The following is a 20,847-nucleotide window of genomic DNA, read 5'->3' as shown; positions in this document are numbered from 1 at the left end:
ATACCCACATTAAAAAATGAGAAACCTTTGGTTATTCCTGAGACGATACAATGCATTCTTCTGGTTTATCCTATTTTTTGGATTCTCGTTATTTTTGGTGATCACCAACAATTCTTTCCAACGTAATTCTGTTTTAAATTCTTCAAATAGTATCATCGGAGGCCTGTACGCAAAGGTCAATTCCTGGAAAAGCTACCTGCACCTCGGGGAGACTAACGATGCACTTGCAAAGGAAAATGCACAATTAAGAAAGGACTTACAAGCCTATCGATCAACTGACAGCATCAAGATCGGTCCTGTCCCAGCAATCGACAGCAGTGAGTTTGGGCGTTACGAATTTATTATTGCGAATGTCATCAACAATAGCATCCACCAAAAGGCAAATACGATTACACTCGATAAAGGCAGTAAAGACGGTATAGAGCGAGGTATGGGTGTTATCGCTCCCAACGGGGTAGTTGGTATTGTATTGAATGTTTCCCCCAACTTCTCGACCGTTCAATCCCTATTGCATCCAGATACGCGTATATCCGTTACACTGGGCCACACCGAGGTCTTCGGATCGTTGGTATGGGGCAATAGCATGGATTACCGTGCGGCAATGGTCAAGGAAATTCCAAACCATATCAAAGTCAATAAAGGAGACAAAGTGTATACCTCTGGATATTCAGGACATTTTCCAAAAGGAATTTTTGTCGGAACGGTCATTCAGACAGGTATTTCTTCAGGAGACGCTTTTTTGGATCTTAGACTATTGTTGAGCACCAATTTCTCCAATTTGCAACATGTCTACGTTGTAAAAGACCTGTTAAATAAAGAATTAAAGACACTAGAAGAATCGACAAAGGACAATGGCTAGGATTTTAATATTTAATATTATTCGATTTATCGTTTTGATAGGCATGCAAGTTTTCCTATTTCAAAATATCGGTTATTACAATCTGGTCGCTGCATTTCCTTATATCTTATTTATTTTTTTACTTCCGACAGGAACACCTAATTTCCTGGTGTATTTGATCGCATTTCTTACGGGACTTACCGTAGATTCATTTTATGATACCCTTGGTGTCAATACCGCAGCCTGTGTTGCATTGGCCGCCTTCCGTATTTTCTTCATGAAAATTACGCTCGAAGTTGAAGAACGTGAATCTTTTTTTACCCCGATGTTGGGGTTCATGAATATTCGCTGGTTCTTTTCCTACATCTTTTTCGGAACATTGATCCATCATACATTTTTGTATCTCTTGGAATCTTTTTCCTTCCAGCACATCCAATACACCTTATTGAGTATAGTTTTAAGTTGTATATTTACAGTAATTATCATGCTATTATTTAGCATATTATTCTACAAAAAGAAAGATCGGTTGTAGTAGATCGATGGATAGAAATTCATTTCTATGAACAGTTTTTTTGCGCGTAAGTACGTCGTTTCGGGAATCTTTATTGCTATCACATTGACCTTGGTAGCCCGCTTATTCTATTTACAGATCATAGACGATTCCTATATACATTCCGCAAACAGCAATGTCATGCGCAAGGTCATTGTGTACCCGGCCAGAGGGGTTATATTGGACCGAAAGGGAAAGGTATTAGTTCAAAACGAACCGGTATATGACCTTATGGTTACGCCACGTGAGGTGAAAGAAATCGACACCGCTTTGTTTTGCAAATTGATAGACATTGACAAGGAAGGCTTTATTAAACGGATGGAAAAGGCAAGAGTACACTCGCCTTACCGTGCATCCATTTTTGAAAAACAGCTTTCTGTACGGACATGGGCCCAATATCAAGAATACCAATATCAATTTCGTGGTTTCTATGTCCAAAAAAGAACAATCAGAAGTTATCCCGATAGCATAGCGGCTCAATTTTTGGGTTATGTGAGTGAGGTAAATGATAAAGATATTGAACGCTCCAACGGGTTTTATCGTAGTGGTGACTATATTGGTCGCAGTGGGGTAGAACGTTCTTATGAAGACCTTATTCGGGGAAAACGTGGTGTCAACAACTTAATGGTTGATGCGCTGAACCGCCCGAAAGGAGTATTTATGGAGGGGAAATACGATACACTCGCTGTTGCAGGGGAAGGACTGGTTTCCTCGTTGGATAAGGACCTACAGATTCTAGGGGAAAACCTCATGAAAAATAAATTGGGGTCCATTGTCGCTATTGAACCTGCAACAGGTGAAATATTGGCGTATGTAAGTAGCCCGAGTTACAATCCAAACATGATGGTCGGCAGACAGTCGGGCAATAATTATATGAAATTATTGAAAGACGACACCAAACCGCTTTTTAACCGTCCTATTCAAGCCTCTTACCCCCCAGGCTCTGTGTTTAAGGTTGTTTCAGCACTGACTGCGCAGCAAGCCGGTGTTATTGATCGCAATACGGTATTTTTCTGCCCGCATGGATATAGCTATGGTGGTGGCCGTGGCTGGATGGGCTGTACGCACTATCATGGCTCAACTACATTACAGCGATCTGTAGCCGTATCCTGTAATACCTACTATGGATTTACCTATGCTAAGATGATCGACGGACGTGGGCTTTCGGGACCTAAGGCATACGATCTATGGCGCAATGCAGTAACACAGTTCGGAATTGGTCATAAACTAGGCATTGATCTGCCGGGTGAAAAACCAGGTTTGCTACCTACGTCAGATTTTTATACCAAACGCTATGGTAACGATAAATGGCGTTCAAGTTTCAATATCTCCTTATCTATTGGACAAGGGGAAATGGGTATAACGCCCCTGCAAATGGCCAATATTATGGCTATCGTTGCCAACAAAGGTTTTTATTATAGACCCCATCTGATTAAAGGTATTGGCGCACAGAAAATTGCCAAGAAGGAATTTACCGAAAAAGTCAGTGCCGGCGTGGATGAGCGGTATTATCCTATTGTTATCCAAGGGATGAGTGATGCTGTCAATACACCCGAAGGTACCGCTTGGGCCAATCGTATCCCAGGCATCGAAATGTGCGGAAAAACAGGTACAGCACAAAACCCACACGGAGAAAACCATGCCGTTTTCTTTGCTTTTGCACCTAGAGAAAACCCTAAAATTGCCATTGCTGTCTTTGTTGAAAATGCTGGTTACGGTGGAACCTGGGCAGGACCTATCGCAAGTATGATGGTTGAGAAATACCTCAAAGACACGATAACTGCACCAAAATATATTCAGGATCGCATTTATAAAGCGAATTTTCTTCCTGCACCTAAAAAAGTTGTGGATCCAAAGATTAAAGATGTAAAAAAGACTGATTCTGTAAAATCAAAAACGGATACGTTAAAATCAAAACGCCAGCTGGCAGCCTTAACAAAACCAAAGGAAACAATTGTTCACCATAGCGAGATAAAGAGAAGATATGAATAATCAAAAAACTAGTTTCTTTGGAAAGATAGACTGGCTAACCATCACGCTTTGGCTTGCGCTATGCTTAATTGGCTTATTCAATATCCGTGCGGCGGTATTCAATCCTGAACTACCCAATTTCTTTACCTTAGGAACCAATTATGGAAAACAGTCTTTATATCTTGTTTCCGCAATTATTCTAGGGGTATCCATTCTGATCATAGACGCGAAATTTTTCAGTTCCGCCTCACCGATATTTTATGGTATAACAGCTGTCCTACTTGTCATCGTGCTCGTTGTAGGGCGAAATGTCGGCGGAAACCAGGCCTGGATTGACTTAGGTTTTTTCCGCTTACAGCCTTCCGAGTTTGCAAAACTTTCAACCTGTCTGCTCTTGGCTAACTTTCTAAGTTCTCAAAGTAACAAAGCGCCGACCATGCAGACACTGGCCATGGGTGCCGGTATTGTCTTATTTCCTGTATTTTTGGTTATGTTACAACCCGATACTGGATCTGCCCTTGCCTTCTTTTCGTTGATTTTTGTATTCTACCGCGAGGGCTATGTTAATAATGAACTGCTTATATTTGGCGGGCTATGCATTTTACTTTTTGTTCTTTCTTTATTGGTCAATCCTTGGATTCTTATCTTGATTTTAGCATTGCTCATTGGCCTTGTCATGTGGAACTATCGTAAGAGAAGAAAATACATTATCAATCTAAGTATACTTTTTGCAGCCTGTGCTGTATTTGTTCTCTGTGTGGACTTGGTCTATGAACACGTGCTACAACCCCATCAACGTGACCGTATTGACATTATCCTAGGCAAAATGGAAGACCCTAAAGGCAAAGGATATAATTTGAATCAGTCGAAGATTGCAATTGGATCGGGACAGCTTCTGGGCAAAGGCTACCTACAAGGAACGCAGACAAAATACAACTTTGTACCTGAGCAGAGTACGGACTTTATTTTCTGCACCGTTGGAGAAGAGTGGGGATTTGTTGGATCGGTTACTTTATTACTTATCTATCTCATCCTACTGCTACGTATTATTCATATCGCCGAACGACAGCGTTCAGCCTTCGCCAGGATATATGCATACGGTGTAGCGTCCATCCTCTTTTTTCACTTATTTATCAATATCGGTATGACAATAGGTATTGTTCCAGTTATCGGGATTCCGCTGCCTTTTATCAGTTATGGCGGTTCATCCTTATGGAGTTTCACCATTTTACTATTCATCATGCTTAAATTTGATTCAAATAGAAAAGGAGTTGTCTAAAAACAACTCCTTTTCTATTTGTACCCTTATTTAGTTCTTCTCAACTTTTTTACTGCATCAATTGAGAAAAAAACAAAAACTCCCCGGCATGGCGCAGATAAACGGTTAAATACGCTCCAAAACGAGCTGTATAGATTTATCAACAACTTCTTCAGGTGCGGAAGAAAACCGACCATCTACCCGACTTGCCAAGATTGCATTAATGGATAAAGCCTGATGTCCAAACATGTTAGCCAATGCATAAATACCCGCTGTTTCCATTTCTAGATTGGTGAAACGCTGATCTTTATATTGAAAGGACTTGATCAAGTCTATAAAATTGGGAATCGTATTAGTTGAGCGAACAGTCCTTCCCTGCGGAGCATAAAATCCGGGCGCAGTCAAGGTGACTCCCTTCGGTAAATCAAAGGCAATTCGACCCAGAAGGCTTGCGCCAGCTTTCGCAACGTAAGGCTTTAGGTTTAATGCGGAAAAATATTCGGCTAGCTCAACCTGAAGCGCCTGCTCCTCGCCGTCGTAAGATCCCTGATAATAGTACATCAATGCATCAAGACCTATTCCATACGCAGAGGCCAAAATAGTTCCCATCTCAACATCTTGTTGTACCGCTCCAGAGGTTCCAATGCGAACAATATCCAATGAGCTGAGCGTCGACTTTACCGTTCTATTGGCAAAATCAATATTTGCCAACGCATCCAGTTCATTCAACACAATATCTATATTATCAGTACCTATACCTGTTGAGATTACAGTCAACCGTTTATTTCCCAGATAGCCGGTATGCGTAATAAACTCACGTTTCCCTTTTTTGAGTTCAATACGATCAAAGTGTTTCGATACTTTCGCTACACGGTCTGGATCACCGACCGTAATTACTGTACTTGCCAGATCTTCCGGCAACAAATTCAGATGGTATATACTGCCATCTGCGTTCAAAATCAATTCCGATTCGTTGATCATATCGTATATAAATAAGTTAACTGACAACCTTCTATTTTGGAAAACCGATCAACAACTCGATTGACTTGCATTTTTCGGACTTCAAACTCCAAATAACACTGATTATCAAATTCCTGCTTTTCAACTTCGACGCCCTCTTCCTTTATGATCCGCATAATAGCATTCATATGGAGGTAATCGAAGGTAATACCATAATGGTCATTCACTGTACGCTCGATAATTTCTGCTTGGGTCAAAGCATCTTGCGTTGCTGATTTGTAGGCATTAATCAAGCCTGGGACACCCAATAATGTACCACCGAAATAGCGAACGACAATCACGATAACATTGGTGACATCCATCGATAGGAGGACGTTCAAAATTGGGCGTCCTGCTGTTCCCGACGGTTCTCCATCATCATTCACACGAAAGACAGCACGATCTGGCGTGAGACGATAAGCCCAACAATGGTGTCTCGCTTTCGGATGAATCGCTTTCACTTCCAAAATCAGATCTTTTAATTGCTCTTCGGATTTAAATGGAAAAGCATAAGCAATAAATTTACTGCCCTTATCTCTAAAAATTCCCTCGTATTTTGCATCAATAGTCCGGTAAGTATCTTCAAATAAACTCATAGATATGCTATGATTAAAACTGAAACAATAGAAAGCGCTATGCCTAGATAATTCAATAATGATAACCTTTCTTTAAAAAATAAGACGCCAATTAGAGCGCCCAATGAGATCACACCAATATTCATCCCAGTAAATACGACTGATGGATTGTCTGGTAGGGCACGATGCGCTTTCATATAGAATAGGATGTTACAGAAGTTAAATACGCCCAAAACCAATCCATATCCCACAGCTTGCTTTGAAAAACGTTGCTTTTCCACAAAAAGGAAATACAGCAACAGCACCATTGCAATAAACATCGCCATCACAAAGATAATAAACATGGAACTGATATAAGGTATATTAACATGCAAGGCGACCTGTTTGAAGAGGATATCAATTATGCCCATACCGATAAATACCAATAATGGATAAAGCGCTTTATAATGACTAGCTCCCATCGAGCCACTATGCTCATTTTTTTGCCAGCCAATAGAACATAGGATAGCCAATAAACCAAGGGCTATTCCGAGCATCTTATGTCCCTCCATTTTTTCATGAAAGAAGAAAAATGATGCAAGCAAGGGAATAAACAACGATAAGCGTTGTGCAATCTCTGTCTTGACCAAACCACCATAGCGAATGGACAAAGCTATAAAAACAAACATCCCTGGAAGTAATATCGCCAGACTCGTATACAACGTAACCGGCATAGCATCCCATACGAGCGATTTTAGATTCGGTTGCAATACAAAATAGGCCAGTGCAACCGCCATGGGGTAATTCCAAACGATAACTTGTTTGGTTTCGACTCCATTTTGTTTTGCCAATTTTAATAAAACAGCAACGGTTACGCTACAGATGACACTGAATAAAACAAAAATCATGATTCAAAATTCATTTATTTCCAAAGGCCACGTTTCTCCTGACGAGCCTGACGTTCCAATTTTACAAATAAATCTGCATATTGTACATTTGGTGCTAGCGTATAGGATACTGCATAACCCTGTTCAACCAAATCCCGATTGACGAATTTCTTTCCAATATACACATAGGCAAGAAGTCTTCCATACCGATCCCGTTTTCCAATGTCAAAGACTAACTTAACACTTTTTCCATTCAACATTGCCGTTAAATACTGCTTTGCTTCTTGACCATAGTAACCGATTTCCTTGCGTGCCGTCCGTCTCGTTTCCGGGGCATCTACCCCTATCAGCCTAACTTTCTCCCCTTTTGAGGTTCCATTTTCAATGACAAAGGTATCGCCATCGATAACGCGCTTTACCTTCGCCTCTTTTTCCTCTCCTTTAAAAGTAAAACCTGTCAATAAAAAACAGATCATACATACACATACATAAAAATTACTTCGTTTTAGCATAAAATCCAACGTTTGTCCAAAGGTAGTAAAATACTTTTTTAACAAAACAGTCAAAAAAAACGGAAATATTAATATTAAAAACACATAAATTTAATATAAAAAAACAGCAAAAAAATCACATAAAAATAAAGCTATTTTTAACATAAAAAAACAATACAAAAACACAATTTATCATCAAATAAAAACAACAGAACAAAAATTTAAAACACTAAAAAACAACACTATAACATAATTAAATAGAAATAAACACTTTAAAAAAAATACAAATAAACCACTAAAAGTTAATCAAAAAAAACCACACAAAAACACGTGAAAAAATCATGAAATTAACTCAATATTTATAATAAAAAATTATTTTTTTCTTTGATATTTCAAAAACATTCGTACATTTGAAATGTCAAACAACAACAGGATGAACAGAACATATACATATTTCTATTTTAACTTCTTTTATTTTAAAAATAAGAGCCGGGATTAGATTGTGTATAAATCATAAAAAATACAAACAAGAAGAGTCCCGGTTCAAATGATCGGGACTCTTTTTTTTGGAGACAACATAGCGAACAAAAAAACAATGAGTTTAAAAATTGCAATACAGGGAGCAAAGGCTTCATTTCATGAAGAGGCCGCATTTAAATTTTTCGGAAGAGAAGTTGAAATTGTAGAATGTGATTCATTTAAAAAAACTTGTGAATTGCTGAAGCAAAGAAAAGTCGACTATATCGTTATGGCGATCGAAAATTCAATTGCGGGAAGTCTATTACCGAATTATAATTTATTAAGAGATTACAAGTTCCATATCACTGGGGAAGTTTACCTAAACATCCAACAGAATCTCATGGTATTGCCAGGCGTTAAATTAAAGGATATTAAACACATCGAATCGCATCCAATTGCCATTCGCCAATGTGAAGAATTTCTTTCTGAACTTGAAGGTGTACGTATAACCGAGGGATCTGATACCGCTGCAACTGCAAAAATGATTGCGGAGCGAAAATTAACGGATACTGCTGCAATTGCTGGGACATTGGCCGCTGAAATCTATGGTCTTGAAATATTAGAAAAGAGAATCGAAACCAATAAAAAGAACGCAACGCGTTTCCTCGTATTATCTAATGAGGTTGTCGAACATAAGAATGCCAATAAAGCGTCATTATCATTCCAAACAGGAAATACAGTAGGATCTCTGGCGACTATTTTACAATGCTTTGCCGAACAGAATATCAACTTGAGCAAAATTCAGTCAATGCCGGTAATCGGAAAACGCAATGAATATGATTTTTTCGTTGACGTAGAATGGAAAAAACAAACAGACTACGAAGCAGCAATACGTAAAGTACTCAAACATAGTGTCAATTTCAATATTATGGGCGAGTATGTCAAAAACGAAAAACTATAATTAACAATTTACGCATACAATATTAAAATAGATAATCAAACTTAACATGAAAAATACATTAGACATCACTCCTTTAAAATCTTGGTTGGACACAGGAGACAAACCTTTAATTATCGCAGGCCCTTGTAGTGCAGAAACAGAAGAGCAGCTGGTATCAACAGCGCATTTGTTGGCAAATACCGGAAAAGTAAATATTTTACGTGCTGGTATCTGGAAACCACGTACTCGTCCGGGAGAATTTGAAGGTATAGGTTCAATTGGTTTGGAGTGGTTGAAAAGAGCGAAAAAAGAAACAGGTTTATTAACAGCTACTGAAGTTGCTACAGCAAAACACGTGGAAGAAGCTTTGGCTGCTGGTGTGGATGTACTATGGGTAGGTGCACGTTCAACTGCCAATCCATTTACCGTACAAGAAATTGCTGATGCTTTACAAGGTGTAGATATTCCAGTATTTGTTAAAAACCCTGTAAACCCAGATTTATCGTTGTGGATCGGTGCATTGGAACGTATCAACCGTGCTGGTATCAAAAAATTAGGTGCTATCCATAGAGGTTTCTCTTCTTACGAGAAAACAGCATTCCGTAATGAACCAATGTGGGATTTAGCGATTCAGTTAAAAACTGCTTGTCCTAATCTACCGATCATCAACGACCCAAGCCACATCTGTGGAAACCGCGAATTGTTACCATACATCGCACAAAAAGCAATGGATATGGATATGCAAGGATTGATTATCGAATCACATATTGATCCATCTGTCGCTTGGACCGACGCAAAACAACAAGTAACGCCAGCTGCATTGGCCGAGTTGATCGACCACTTGACGTTACGTAAAGCAGCTTCTGACAATCCTTCATTCGAAGATAAATTAGCAGAATTGCGTAGCAACATCGACAAATTAGATGATTTGATCATCCAAAAAATTGGTGAACGTATGAAAATAGCGGAGAAAATCGGCGAATACAAACGCGATAACAACGTGACAATTTTGCAAGTTAACCGTTGGGATGAAATTGTTCAAAAACGCACTAAATTAGCGGAAGCGCTTTCTTTGGGTAGCGAATTTGCGACGAAATTCCTGGAATTAATTCACAACGAATCTATCCGCAAACAAAATGCGGTCATGAATACTCAGGAGCAACCAACAGCAGAAGCATAATGAATCAACAAGTCATCACGCTGACGCATCCTTCAAAAAAGATACAGGGCACGGTCCAACTCACAGGTTCAAAATCTGAGAGCAACCGTGCTCTTATTATCCAATCGCTGAGTAAAGGACAAGTTGAAATAGCCAACCTCTCTGAGGCTGCAGATACGGTTACCCTAAACCGCGTATTGCAAATCGCATCAGAACCGCAACCCGGTTATAATACGATTGACATAGGCCCTGCGGGAACGGCAATGCGCTTCCTTACAGCTTACCTCAACCTTGTTAAAGGCAATTTTATCCTGACGGGGACAGAGCGTATGCAACAGCGTCCAATCGGAATATTGGTCGATGCCATGAAAGAAATTGGCGCCGAAATCCATTATGAAAAAAAGGCGGGGTATCCTCCTTTGAAGATTGAAGGTGGATTATTTCAAGGAAAAGACCGTGTTAAGATCAAAGGAAATATCAGCAGTCAATACATATCGGCCCTGCTATTAATTGCTCCGGCATTAAAAAAGGGACTTACGTTAGAGATTGAAGGCGAATTAACTTCCAGACCTTATGTATCCATGACCTTAGATATGCTTAAAAGTGTCGGGATCCAACACGAATGGACGGAGAATGCGATTAAAATTGCACCGCAAGAATTTGAAAAGCAAACCATATATGTCGAGCCAGATTGGAGCGCAGCATCCTACTGGTATGCTATTGTAGCACTAGCCGACGCAACTGCATCGATTGTATTGCCCGGACTAAGACAACATAGTTTACAGGGCGATATTGCCATCACAGACATTATGGCACATTTTGGTGTTTATTCGAGCTTTGAATCGGATGGATTGCATTTAAATAAAAAAGAAATCAATTCAGACAAAACGTTGTTCGACTTTAAAGAATGTCCTGATCTCGCACAAACAGTAGTCGTTGTCGCAGCGGCTTTAAAACGTGATGTTTCCTTTACAGGCCTAGAAACCTTAAAGATTAAGGAAACCGACCGTATCGCTGCATTACAGACCGAAATCGCAAAGTTCGGTGCTGAATTGATCGAAGATGGTGATACCTATCACCTGAAAACAGCAGGGGTATATCAGCCTAAAGATGTGACCTTCGACACTTACGAGGATCACCGTATGGCGATGGCATTTGCACCGCTGGCTTTAGTTTTTGACCAAATCAAGATTGCTGAACCTCAAGTTGTAGAAAAATCATATCCTGATTTTTGGAAACATTTACAAGCGCAAGCTTTTGTAATTGACTAACATATTAAAAACAGGGATTAACATCAACATTAATCTCTGTTTTATTATTCAATCTCCCAGATAGCCTTTAGCCTGGGACAAAAAATTGTGATGTAATCTATTAAGCCATATACGAGTTACAGATTCATAAATTTGTAGCCAGTCTGGTGCTTTAGAATTGCATTTAAAGGCAAATTTATCTAAGTTTATTGAAATTTAATTTTTATGGCAGGAAATTCATTTGGCGATTTATTCAGAATTAGCACTTTTGGCGAATCACACGGCAAAGCTATAGGTGTAATTATTGATGGTTGCCCTTCAAATATAACAATAGACGAGGAATTTATCCAGTCTGAACTCGATAAACGTAAACCAGGTCAATCTAAGATCACGACACAAAGAAAAGAAAGTGATACCGCACAGATTTTATCTGGCGTATTCGAAGGCAAATCAACGGGAACACCAATAGCAATTGTTATTCCAAATGAAGACCAGCGTTCGAAAGATTACACACATATCAAAGATATCTTCAGGCCTTCCCATGCTGATTTCACCTATCAGATGAAATATGGTATCCGTGACTATCGAGGCGGTGGACGGTCTTCGGCGAGGGAAACCGCTGCCCGTGTTGCTGCAGGTGCAGTAGCAAAAAGCTTCCTGAATCAATTTGGCATAGAAATCTTTGCCCACGTTTCGGGGGTAGGCACTATCGAGGCACCAAATGTCGATACCAAAGATCTAAAAGCTTTGCTTGAATTACGGGAAGCGAACATTGCACGTTGTGCAGATCCAGCAACAGCAAATGAAATGGTTGAGTTTATCGACTCGGTCAGAAAAGCGGGTGACACCGTTGGCGGACGTATTTCGGCTGTCATCAGACATGTCCCTGTTGGTTTAGGCGACCCGGTCTTTGATAAGCTCCATGCAGACCTTGCAAAAGCAATGATGAGCATCAATGCTGTACATGGTTTTGAATATGGTTCAGGTTTTGCAGGTTCGGAGTTGCGAGGTTCCGAACATAATGATATATTTGTAGCAGATGACCATGATTTAAATCGAGTGCACACACATACCAACTTCTCTGGAGGGATTCAGGGAGGGATTTCAAATGGTATGGATATTACTTTTAAAGTAGCATTTAAGCCTGTTGCCACTATCATGAGAGATCAAGAAACAGTGGATATCCATGGCAACCCTGCGATTGCAAGTGGCAAGGGAAGACATGACCCTTGTGTTGTTTCGAGAGCAGTAATTATTGTGGAAGCTATGGCAGCACTTGTAATCGCGGATCATCTACTTAAAAATCAAAGTTACAAACATGCTGCAAGATAATTATGTCGTAGGTGTTGATATTGGAGGCACACATATTTCTGCCTGTATCATTGACACAAAACAATGGAATATATACTTAGAAAACGTGGCCAGAAACCACGTTTTTTCTCAAGGAGATGCTAAAACGATTTTACAAACCTGGGCATCCGCTATACGCGATATCATAGCCACTTCTCCTGCTCCTATTCAGTTCATCGGCATTGCTATGCCGGGACCCTTTGACTACGAAAATGGCATATCTAAAATACAGGGACAAAGCAAGTATGACAATCTTTACAATAAAGATGTCAAAACTCTTTTAGCTGAAGAATTGGGACTTTCGCCTACGTCTATTCACTTTATCAATGACGCAGCAGCCTTCCTACAAGGTGAAATATTCGTACAGAACTTGCAAACAAACAACCGGATATTAGGAATTACGTTGGGTACTGGACTTGGATCTGCGGTATGGAATAAAGGTGAGAAGGCCTTTGATGCCGCCCTATGGAACAGCCCTTATGAAGATTGTATTTTCGAAGAATTTCTTGTCACACGGTGGTTCGTCAAGCGTTTCAAAGAAGTAGCAGGAAAAGATGTTACAGGACTTAAGGAGATTTTAGATAATCATCGGGAAACTGAGGAATTTCAAATTATCAAAGATGAATATGCTAAACATCTCTTTGATTTTATGCAGTTCTTCGCAGAGAAACATTCTTCTGAAATATTTATCATCGGTGGCAATATCGCTAAGGCCCTACCTATTTTTATTGGTGACCGAAAAGAATTTGAAAGATTTCAGATTTACACCGCAATACTTGGTGAAAAAGCAGCTATGATTGGTGCTGCGAGTATATTCAATTAAGAAAAGCTATCATCCCTCTTTGGAATACTTAGCTTAGTCAAACAAAAAAAGATATCCATCTATTAAAACATAGATGGATATTTTTCTGGATTAGCTTCATGCATAATGGCATACACCGTCTCGACAACATCGTCAGAAGATGGCTTCGAGAAATAATCCCCGTCGGAACCATATGGTGGGCGATGTGCTTTTGCAGTCAGTGTTCTCGGCTGACTATCCAATAGATAGTAGCCATTTTGCTTCTCTAAGATCTCTTGTAAGATGAAAGCTGAAGCCCCACCTGGCACATCCTCATCTACAATAAGTAGTTTATTTGTTTTCTTCAGCGATTCGGCGCAAAGTTTTCCTTTGTCAAAAGGCTGCAATGTCTGTGCATCAATAATTTCGATGAATATCCCCAAGCGCTCCAGTTCCACGGCCGCTTCTTCAACAACACGTAAAGTTGAACCATAGGATACTACAGTAATATCGCTTCCCTCTTTAACACATTCGGCATAACCGATTGGTACCGTAAATTCACCAACGTTTTCTGGTAGACGCTCTTTTAGACGATACCCATTCAAACATTCGACAACAATAGCCGGTTCGTCAGAGCGGAACAGCGTATTATACATACCCGCTGCCTGTGTCATATTACGCGGCACACATACATGCAAACCTCTCAAGGATCCTAAAATTACCGACATAGGCGAGCCCGAATGCCATATACCTTCCAATCGATGACCCCGTGTACGAATAATTAATGGTGCTTTCTGACCAGCAAAGGTGCGGTAACTTAAACTAGCCAAATCATCACTTGCGACCGTAATACCATAGATTAGGTAATCCAGGTATTGGATCTCAGCAATTGGACGAAGTCCACGGATTGCCAAACCCAGTCCTTTTCCTATAATTGAATTCTCCCGAATACCGGTATCAAATACACGATGCGCACCAAGCTTTTCTTGTAAACCTGCAAAACCTTGATTCACATCTCCAATCTTACCGACATCCTCTCCAAATGCTAACAGTCTTTCGTCACGTCTAAAGTTCTCTTCAAAACATAGATTCAAAACCTCACGTCCATCCACCACTTTAGCTTCTTCACTGTAGACTGCAGGTACGACCGTCACATGAGCAGGTGAATCAACACCATCTGTAAATAATTTTGAATTATAACGTTTCTCATTCAGTTCCTGCTTCTCTTTATACCAATTTAATAATTGCTGGCGCCCATCGCTATGCTGACCTTTTAGCTCGTGCAATACCTTGCGAACCTGGCCGTAAACCTCTTTCAAAGAAGGCTCAACCATCGATTGCAATTTCTTTGACGCAAAATCAGCCCGCTCATTGGGAATGCCCTGAAGTAAATCAATGGCTTCCCTAGCTTCGATGCTCAATGTTTTAATATAATCGGCCCAAGCTCGTTTTTGTTCTTGACGAACATGGTCTTTGGCATGTTGATCCAATTGATCCAATTCCGCTATGGTAGCAATACCAGAACTTAAGATCCATTCTTTCATTTTCGCTATACAATCGAAGTCAGTTTCCCATTGCAATCGTTCTTGCGATTTATACCGTTCGTGTGAACCTGAAGAAGAATGTCCTTGAGGCTGCGTCAATTCGGTCACATGAATCAAACATGGAATATGTTTCTCGCGAGCAATATGGGCAGCCTGCTCGTACGTTTCACATAAACCCGCATAATCCCATCCTCTCACTTTGAATATCTCAATTCCGTTTGTCAGTTCTTCCTTCTGAAAACCTTTGAGGACTTCTGAGATATCTCCCTTTGTTGTTTGAATTTCATTGGGCACAGATATCCCATATCCATCATCCCAAATAGAAATCACTGTTGGAATCTGATGAACACCTACGGCATTAATAACTTCAAAAAATACACCTTCAGAAGTCGCTGCATTTCCGATAGTACAGAATGCAACTTCATTTCCTTTATTTGAAAAATAAGATAGGTAGTCTAAATTTCTATTCTGCTTATACAACTTAGAAGCCAAGCCCAAGCCCAGCAACCTTGCCATCTGACCACCGGTGGTCGAAATATCTGAAAACGAGTTTTTCTGAACCATTTGATCCAACCAGTTCCCTTGGTCGTCCACAACACGAGTCGAAAAATGACAGTTCATTTGCCTTCCTGCAGAAGAAGGATCTGCCTCGACATCGGGATGGGCATATAATTGAGAGAAAAAATGGTAGACATCACTGATGCCAGAAGCAAATATAAATGTTTGGTCACGGTAATATCCCGACCGCCAGTCCCCATTTCTGAAAACTTTAGCCATCGCGATTTGTGCCAATTCTTTTCCATCGCCAAAAATACCAAACTTAGCCTTACCTGTAAGCACTTCTTTACGTCCCAATAAACTCACGTAACGACTTTCTAAGGCAGTTCGATAATCATTCACAATAATCTTTTTGAACTCGTCAAAGCTCAAAGTGGAAATAGATTCATTGTTTTGGTCAAATGCAGTATCAAACATATTCTTTTTTGTTTCAACAAATTTAACAAAAATATTATTCTATATAATTGGTGTTTATCAAATAAATTGATAATCAATAACTCAGATTTGAAATAGAATATTCTAATTTCTCAAATTAGTACTTTTTGACAAAAAATCCTAATTTTTACAGATTTTTAATTCCTATAAGCGGGCAAAAACACCATTGTCCTTTTTAATTTTTATTTTTGGGTTTTACATTCATTATTTTGAATTTTTCAGCACTTAAACTCGATAAAATCCTTGTCGCTAATCTTGAAAAACAAAAGCTTTCTTCGCTTACACCTATTCAAGAAATAGCGATCCCTGCCATTTTGGAAGGTAGAGACTGTTTGGCGATTGCCCCAACCGGCACGGGAAAAACGGAGGCTTTCGCCATCCCTATTATTCAGCGCTTACGAACCAAGATTACCGCAGACCACTTATCGGTCCTGATACTTCTTCCTACACGGGAACTCTGTATACAGACCAAACAGCGCATATCGGGCCTTATCGATGGTATGGGTTTGACTATAGCTAGTTTCTATGGTGGGGGTACTTATGAAAGTCAACTTGAAGTTTATCCAAATGCACAGATGATCTTGGCTACTCCTGGACGTTTGTTGGATTTCATTGAACAAGGTATTATCGATCTAAAAACGATAGACACATTGGTGATCGATGAATTCGATCAATTGTTGGATCTTGGTTTCACGAAAGAACTCAATAAAATTATTGGCGCATTGCCCGCTGAGAGACAAACCATTTTCAGTTCAGCAACGAAAACCCTTGAAATCGAAAAAATTGTTCGAAAGAGATTAAGTAACCCTGTCGAGATCAACCTAGAAGCAAAGGCCAAAAAAGGCCAAATAGAAGAATCTGTACTCTATGTCGATAAAAATGATAAAAAGAATCTTCTCCGTTATCTCCTTGAAAACCGTGTTTCACGGCAGGTAATTGTTTTCACGCGAACAGTTCATGCAGTCGAACGGATCGCAACAGATCTAGATCGACACGGCATTTCTTGCTCGGCATTATATGGCGATAAATCACAGCAAAAACGAGAAGAGATTATTGATAAGTTCAGACGAAAAGAGGTACGTGTATTAATTGCGACAGACCTCTTGGCGCGAGGTGTAGATTTTCCAGACTTAGAGGCTATCATAAACTACGAGATTCCAGATAGCCCCGAGCTGTATACGCATCGAATTGGGCGAACAGGCCGTTCGGAAGCGGCGGGAAAGGCGTTTACCTTTTGCGATGCAGAGGACAATGAAAAGTGGATAAAATTACAGTTATCCTTAAAACGGCAAATTAAAATTGATGATCAACATCCTTATTTATTGAGCTGGGAGAAAATGCTTTCCAGTAGCCAAAACAATCAACGAAAAGGCGCTTCGAAATCAAGAAAACGTCGTTAATTAATAAATATTCTTTTACTTTTACCAGCAAATCAAAAAATCACAATCCGAGATGAATACAATACATTTATTTGACGATAGCAACAATGCGAATGATAATCGATTGGGAGACCTTGAAAAAACGATTATAATAAATAGCCTGATGGAAGTTCCCTTTGAAGAGCGGGATGAAGAGTGGCGTGATATATTTCTGGCTAATATTGCTGAATGTACCTTAAAATTAGCAGAAACAGAAGTGGTTGTTGGGCCTGACGGATTTCCCTATTTTCAACTCGAAAGTGTTCCGAAGGATCAGAACTTTCAGGCTTTTGTCATTAAAAATCGGCTAAAGGATTTCGTGTTGCCAAAAGGTTTTGGAATTGCTATCAATACACAAAATGAAAACCCTGATTGGGTATTCACCTATGGCGACTTAGTTAACTACTTTTTAAATGGAGAGTTTTATACAGATGATAGTGTTTTCTCTAAGAAAAATGAGCAAACGATTATAGGCAAAGATGAAGAAATATTAGTGGGGCAACCTGCCGAGACCATTCTTCCACAGGCTGTCCGCACCCAATTACGTGAATTTTTGGATTATTATGGCGTAAAGAACACAAAGGTTATGCTCCTAGCCCGTAATTATAAAGATGAAGAAAATGCTTCACAAGATTTGGCATTCAATATCGTTGCAAATCAATTCAGGACTGAAAAAGAATTTACCAATATCATGGAAGCAATAGGCTGGTTTCTTCCCAGACATTATTCCTATATCGGATTGGATGAATTTGCAGTAGACAATGGTTTTATGCCACTGTAAAAAAACAGAAACTAAATATATACAAACATAATTAACCCATGTTTCCATTTAACGTAAGAGTGTACGGAATATTGATCAATGAAAATCAAGAGGTATTGATCAGCGACGAAAGAACGGAAAATGTTTCATTTACCAAATTCCCTGGTGGGGGCTTAGAATACGGGGAAGGCTTATTGGATGCTTTGATCCGTGAGTATCAGGAAGAATGTGATTTTGACATTGCTGTGGTTAAACATATTTACACCACAGACTTTTATGAGAAATCAAGCTTTAACGATAGCCAAATCATATCGATTTACTATCAGGTAAAGAATACCTCAGCTATTCAGATCAGAACGACTACCAAAGCTTTTGATTTCGATCCTGATCAGAAACCTGAAGATAATAAGCTCCAATCTTTTCGATGGGTACCAATTGAATCGGTATTAACGGAAGATTTGACCTTCAAAACAGATCAAATCGCCTGGGAAGAATTCTTAAAAACAGTCAAATAATAATAATTTTTCAATTTTCATCATTTTTATTTGTATTTAAAAAATAAAGACATATCTTTACGTAAACCAATGGAAATACTTGATTTTTTTAAAGTATTGACCTTAATAATTACATTTTATTATTTATTTGACATCTCGCATGTGACGAGGAATAAAAGTAGAGAAGCGTGGGATGGAGCATACATTGGTTTATTGAATTTGTAAATTCCTAGTCCTATAGGTTTTTTAATAGTTAGTGTGATTTTATGGCGATACTCCCCGTATCGCCTTATTTATTTGACACTCGTTTTCCAGCCCTTATTTGAATCCCATATAAGAAGCAAAACAAAGATTTTTGTGTAGAACATCAACATTTTTAAAGCCAACTTGTGTCAATAAGTTTACTTGATAGATCAGCGATCTTGGCGTATCCTCATGTTCGATATAGTCAAAAACATGATCACGATACTGCTCATCCTTCAGGTTAGTTAAGTATTCACCATATTTTTCCCTGTAAATTAATTTTTGAAGCTGTTCATTATTTTGCTCAATCAAATCAAAAATCCACAGACTTCCTCCCGTTCTCAATAGGCGGAACAGCTTGCTAAACGCATTTTCCCAATCTTTATCATCTCGAAGATGATGTAAAACGGATGTTGCGATAATGACATCAAATTTGTTTTCCTCTAAAGCTGCGGCACGAAAGTCACCTTTAATCAACTGAATTTCTCCGTTGGTTAATTTTCCAACGCGTTCCTTTGCTCTATTTAACATAGGCTGGCTCAGGTCCAACAGACTAACATTTGGATTAGACTTCAATTTTTGCAATAGTTTTACGTCGTAATTACCAGCTCCGCATCCAATGTCCAATATATTTTGAGCGTTTGGATAAAGACTGACAATAGCGTCCGTAATAAGCTCCATGTTCCATACAGCATCCAATGTGGTTGCTTGCCCTGTTTCTAAATTTGAGAACCGCTCGACATCATTGTCAAACCGTGTTTCAATCTCTTGTAGCGTCGCTTTGTTCATTTGTAAATTGTTTATTCCCTAAAGTTCAGATAGATTCCCCCGCACAGCAGTATCTTACACTGTCTGGTCGGCGGTATTTCATCCATTAATTTTTAATAATTTAAAGGTAGGACTAACTGGAATTCATTAAAAATATTTATTTTGTCATCAATTCATACCAAAAAAGTATCGATGGAAATCCGACATCTCATTTATTTCAAAACAGTAGCCGAGGAGCTTCATTTTGGCCGAGCAGCAGAACGCTTATTTATGTCCCAGCCACCATTAAGCCGGCAGATTAAAGATCTAGAAGACGAATTAGGTGTTATTCTTTTCTTCCGAACCAACAAACGCGTCGAGCTAACGGAAGCAGGTAAATACTTTTTGGAGGAGGTTGTGGAGATCCTACAGAATATCGAACACAGCAAAACAATCACCAAACAGATCCACAACAATATCTCTGGAGAATTCAAACTGGGTTATATCAGTTCGACACCTAAGAAAATGCTTGCTACGGTATTAAAGCAAATTCAATTGAAATTTCCATACTTAAGAGTTAGTCTTTTCGAAACATCGACGCAGAAACAAAAATTGGCGCTCGAAAACGGAAAATTGGATCTGGGTATTATGCGTGCTCCAATTTATTCAAGTGAATTGCTTACCACTCCCCTTTTCGAAGACCCTATGGTTATTGTAGGTCAGTCACAGGTGGAATTTAATGCGATCAACTTTTTTAATGAAAGTTTCATTTCTTTCAATCAGAAATACGCATCGGAATACCACCGACTTGTTATTAATATCTGTAATCGCATGGGCTTTGAACCCAAAATTGTACATCAGAGCAATTCGATGTCTTCCATCCTTGAGTTGGTGTCACAAGGCTTGGGCCTGGCAGTCGTCCCTTCGTCCACCATCAAACAATACCCGCATTTAAACCTAAAAATCATGAAGCTTGAAGATATGGATAGCAAAACAGAAGTGATCCTGGTCTCTAATGTAAAAAGTAAAAACAGTGCATTAGGCGAATTTATCGCCTGTATCCAGAAAGAGTATCTTGATTTTAATGCGTCCTAAAGTGGCATCGATTGAAATTCCAGCATAAAAAACGGAGTCAGCATGTTGCTGACTCCGTTTTTTTTA

Annotated in this window: 19 protein-coding genes; 13 read left to right on the top strand and 6 right to left on the bottom strand. The window is 39.3% G+C overall.

Annotated features, from left to right (window positions below):
- The first annotated feature begins 16 nt into the window (after window positions 1-16).
- From mreC to rodA, 4 genes are read left to right on the top strand one after another with little or no spacing between them, the layout of a single operon-like run.
- Complete coding sequence (gene mreC, locus OK025_RS12940; protein ID WP_075993981.1) at window positions 17-859, top strand: rod shape-determining protein MreC; 843 nt, start codon at window positions 17-19, stop codon at window positions 857-859.
- The gene (locus tag OK025_RS12935) at window positions 852-1,370 is read left to right on the top strand and encodes a hypothetical protein (RefSeq protein ID WP_046671817.1); all 519 of its coding nucleotides are present in this window, start codon (window positions 852-854) and stop codon (window positions 1,368-1,370) included. The genes mreC and OK025_RS12935 overlap by 8 nt, the downstream gene beginning before the upstream one ends.
- 27 nt (window positions 1,371-1,397) lie before the next feature.
- Window positions 1,398-3,380, top strand: coding sequence for a penicillin-binding protein 2 (gene mrdA, locus OK025_RS12930; protein ID WP_317664276.1), 1,983 nt, complete (start codon window positions 1,398-1,400; stop codon window positions 3,378-3,380).
- Window positions 3,373-4,638, top strand: coding sequence for a rod shape-determining protein RodA (gene rodA, locus OK025_RS12925; protein ID WP_201667353.1), 1,266 nt, complete (start codon window positions 3,373-3,375; stop codon window positions 4,636-4,638). The genes mrdA and rodA overlap by 8 nt, the downstream gene beginning before the upstream one ends.
- Window positions 4,639-4,743: 105 nt before the next feature.
- Here rodA and OK025_RS12920 read toward each other — a convergent pair whose 3' ends face one another.
- The 4 genes from OK025_RS12920 to OK025_RS12905 are packed head-to-tail and all read right to left on the bottom strand — an operon-like array spanning window position 4,744 to window position 7,569.
- A complete protein-coding gene (locus tag OK025_RS12920) occupies window positions 4,744-5,598 on the bottom strand; it encodes a nucleoside phosphorylase (RefSeq protein WP_317664274.1) in 855 nt (284 codons plus the stop codon).
- Window positions 5,595-6,212: a YigZ family protein gene (locus OK025_RS12915; RefSeq protein ID WP_317664272.1), complete on the bottom strand. Its 618-nt coding sequence runs from the start codon at window positions 6,210-6,212 to the stop codon at window positions 5,595-5,597. Before OK025_RS12915 ends, OK025_RS12920 begins: the two co-directional genes overlap by 4 nt.
- On the bottom strand, window positions 6,209-7,078 hold the full coding sequence (locus OK025_RS12910; RefSeq protein ID WP_317664271.1) for an EamA family transporter: 870 nt from the start codon (window positions 7,076-7,078) through the stop codon (window positions 6,209-6,211). Before OK025_RS12910 ends, OK025_RS12915 begins: the two co-directional genes overlap by 4 nt.
- Before the next feature lie 14 nt (window positions 7,079-7,092).
- Entirely contained in the window at window positions 7,093-7,569 is a 477-nt protein-coding gene (locus OK025_RS12905) for a thermonuclease family protein (RefSeq protein WP_317664269.1), read from the bottom strand.
- Window positions 7,570-8,143: 574 nt separating this feature from the next.
- Here OK025_RS12905 and OK025_RS12900 point away from each other — a divergent pair.
- From OK025_RS12900 to OK025_RS12880, 5 genes are all read left to right on the top strand, one after another.
- Window positions 8,144-8,968 (top strand): prephenate dehydratase, encoded by an 825-nt coding sequence (locus OK025_RS12900; RefSeq protein ID WP_046671823.1) that lies wholly within the window; start codon window positions 8,144-8,146, stop codon window positions 8,966-8,968.
- 46 nt (window positions 8,969-9,014) lie between these two features.
- A complete protein-coding gene (locus OK025_RS12895; protein ID WP_317669747.1) occupies window positions 9,015-10,127 on the top strand; it encodes a chorismate mutase in 1,113 nt (370 codons plus the stop codon).
- The gene (gene aroA, locus OK025_RS12890; protein WP_317669746.1) at window positions 10,127-11,377 is read left to right on the top strand and encodes a 3-phosphoshikimate 1-carboxyvinyltransferase; all 1,251 of its coding nucleotides are present in this window, start codon (window positions 10,127-10,129) and stop codon (window positions 11,375-11,377) included. The genes OK025_RS12895 and aroA overlap by 1 nt, the downstream gene beginning before the upstream one ends.
- A gap of 204 nt (window positions 11,378-11,581) precedes the next feature.
- Window positions 11,582-12,688 (top strand): chorismate synthase, encoded by a 1,107-nt coding sequence (aroC, locus tag OK025_RS12885; RefSeq protein ID WP_075993987.1) that lies wholly within the window; start codon window positions 11,582-11,584, stop codon window positions 12,686-12,688.
- Window positions 12,675-13,529, top strand: a complete 855-nt coding sequence (locus OK025_RS12880) for an ROK family protein (RefSeq protein WP_153847720.1) — start codon at window positions 12,675-12,677, stop codon at window positions 13,527-13,529. Before aroC ends, OK025_RS12880 begins: the two co-directional genes overlap by 14 nt.
- 62 nt (window positions 13,530-13,591) lie before the next feature.
- Here the strand turns inward: OK025_RS12880 and OK025_RS12875 are convergent, their stop codons facing one another.
- On the bottom strand, window positions 13,592-16,006 hold the full coding sequence (locus tag OK025_RS12875) for a thiamine pyrophosphate-dependent enzyme (protein ID WP_317669745.1): 2,415 nt from the start codon (window positions 16,004-16,006) through the stop codon (window positions 13,592-13,594).
- Between the two features lie 227 nt (window positions 16,007-16,233).
- On the opposite strand from OK025_RS12875, the gene OK025_RS12870 reads away from it, so the two are divergent.
- Genes OK025_RS12870 through OK025_RS12860 form a run of 3 tightly spaced genes read left to right on the top strand, consistent with a single transcriptional unit; the run spans window position 16,234 to window position 18,717 of the window.
- Window positions 16,234-17,424 carry a DEAD/DEAH box helicase gene (locus OK025_RS12870; protein ID WP_317669744.1) on the top strand — a complete coding sequence of 397 codons (1,191 nt, stop codon included), beginning with the start codon at window positions 16,234-16,236 and terminating at the stop codon, window positions 17,422-17,424.
- 52 nt (window positions 17,425-17,476) lie between these two features.
- Window positions 17,477-18,223 carry a hypothetical protein gene (locus tag OK025_RS12865; RefSeq protein ID WP_120333371.1) on the top strand — a complete coding sequence of 249 codons (747 nt, stop codon included), beginning with the start codon at window positions 17,477-17,479 and terminating at the stop codon, window positions 18,221-18,223.
- A 38-nt stretch (window positions 18,224-18,261) separates the two neighbouring features.
- On the top strand, window positions 18,262-18,717 hold the full coding sequence (locus OK025_RS12860; protein ID WP_153847724.1) for an NUDIX domain-containing protein: 456 nt from the start codon (window positions 18,262-18,264) through the stop codon (window positions 18,715-18,717).
- A 297-nt stretch (window positions 18,718-19,014) separates the two neighbouring features.
- Here the strand turns inward: OK025_RS12860 and OK025_RS12855 are convergent, their stop codons facing one another.
- Window positions 19,015-19,728: a class I SAM-dependent methyltransferase gene (locus tag OK025_RS12855; protein ID WP_317669742.1), complete on the bottom strand. Its 714-nt coding sequence runs from the start codon at window positions 19,726-19,728 to the stop codon at window positions 19,015-19,017.
- Between the two features lie 141 nt (window positions 19,729-19,869).
- Here OK025_RS12855 and OK025_RS12850 point away from each other — a divergent pair, with 141 nt between their 5' ends.
- Window positions 19,870-20,781 carry a LysR family transcriptional regulator gene (locus OK025_RS12850; RefSeq protein WP_317669741.1) on the top strand — a complete coding sequence of 304 codons (912 nt, stop codon included), beginning with the start codon at window positions 19,870-19,872 and terminating at the stop codon, window positions 20,779-20,781.
- The last annotated feature ends 66 nt before the right edge of the window (window positions 20,782-20,847 follow it).

Origin of the sequence: Sphingobacterium sp. UGAL515B_05, assembly GCF_033097525.1 — a bacterium.
Classification (GTDB): Bacteria; Bacteroidota; Bacteroidia; order Sphingobacteriales; family Sphingobacteriaceae; genus Sphingobacterium.
Note: the sequence above shows the minus strand (reverse complement) of the source record. Positions and strands in the feature narration are given on the sequence as shown.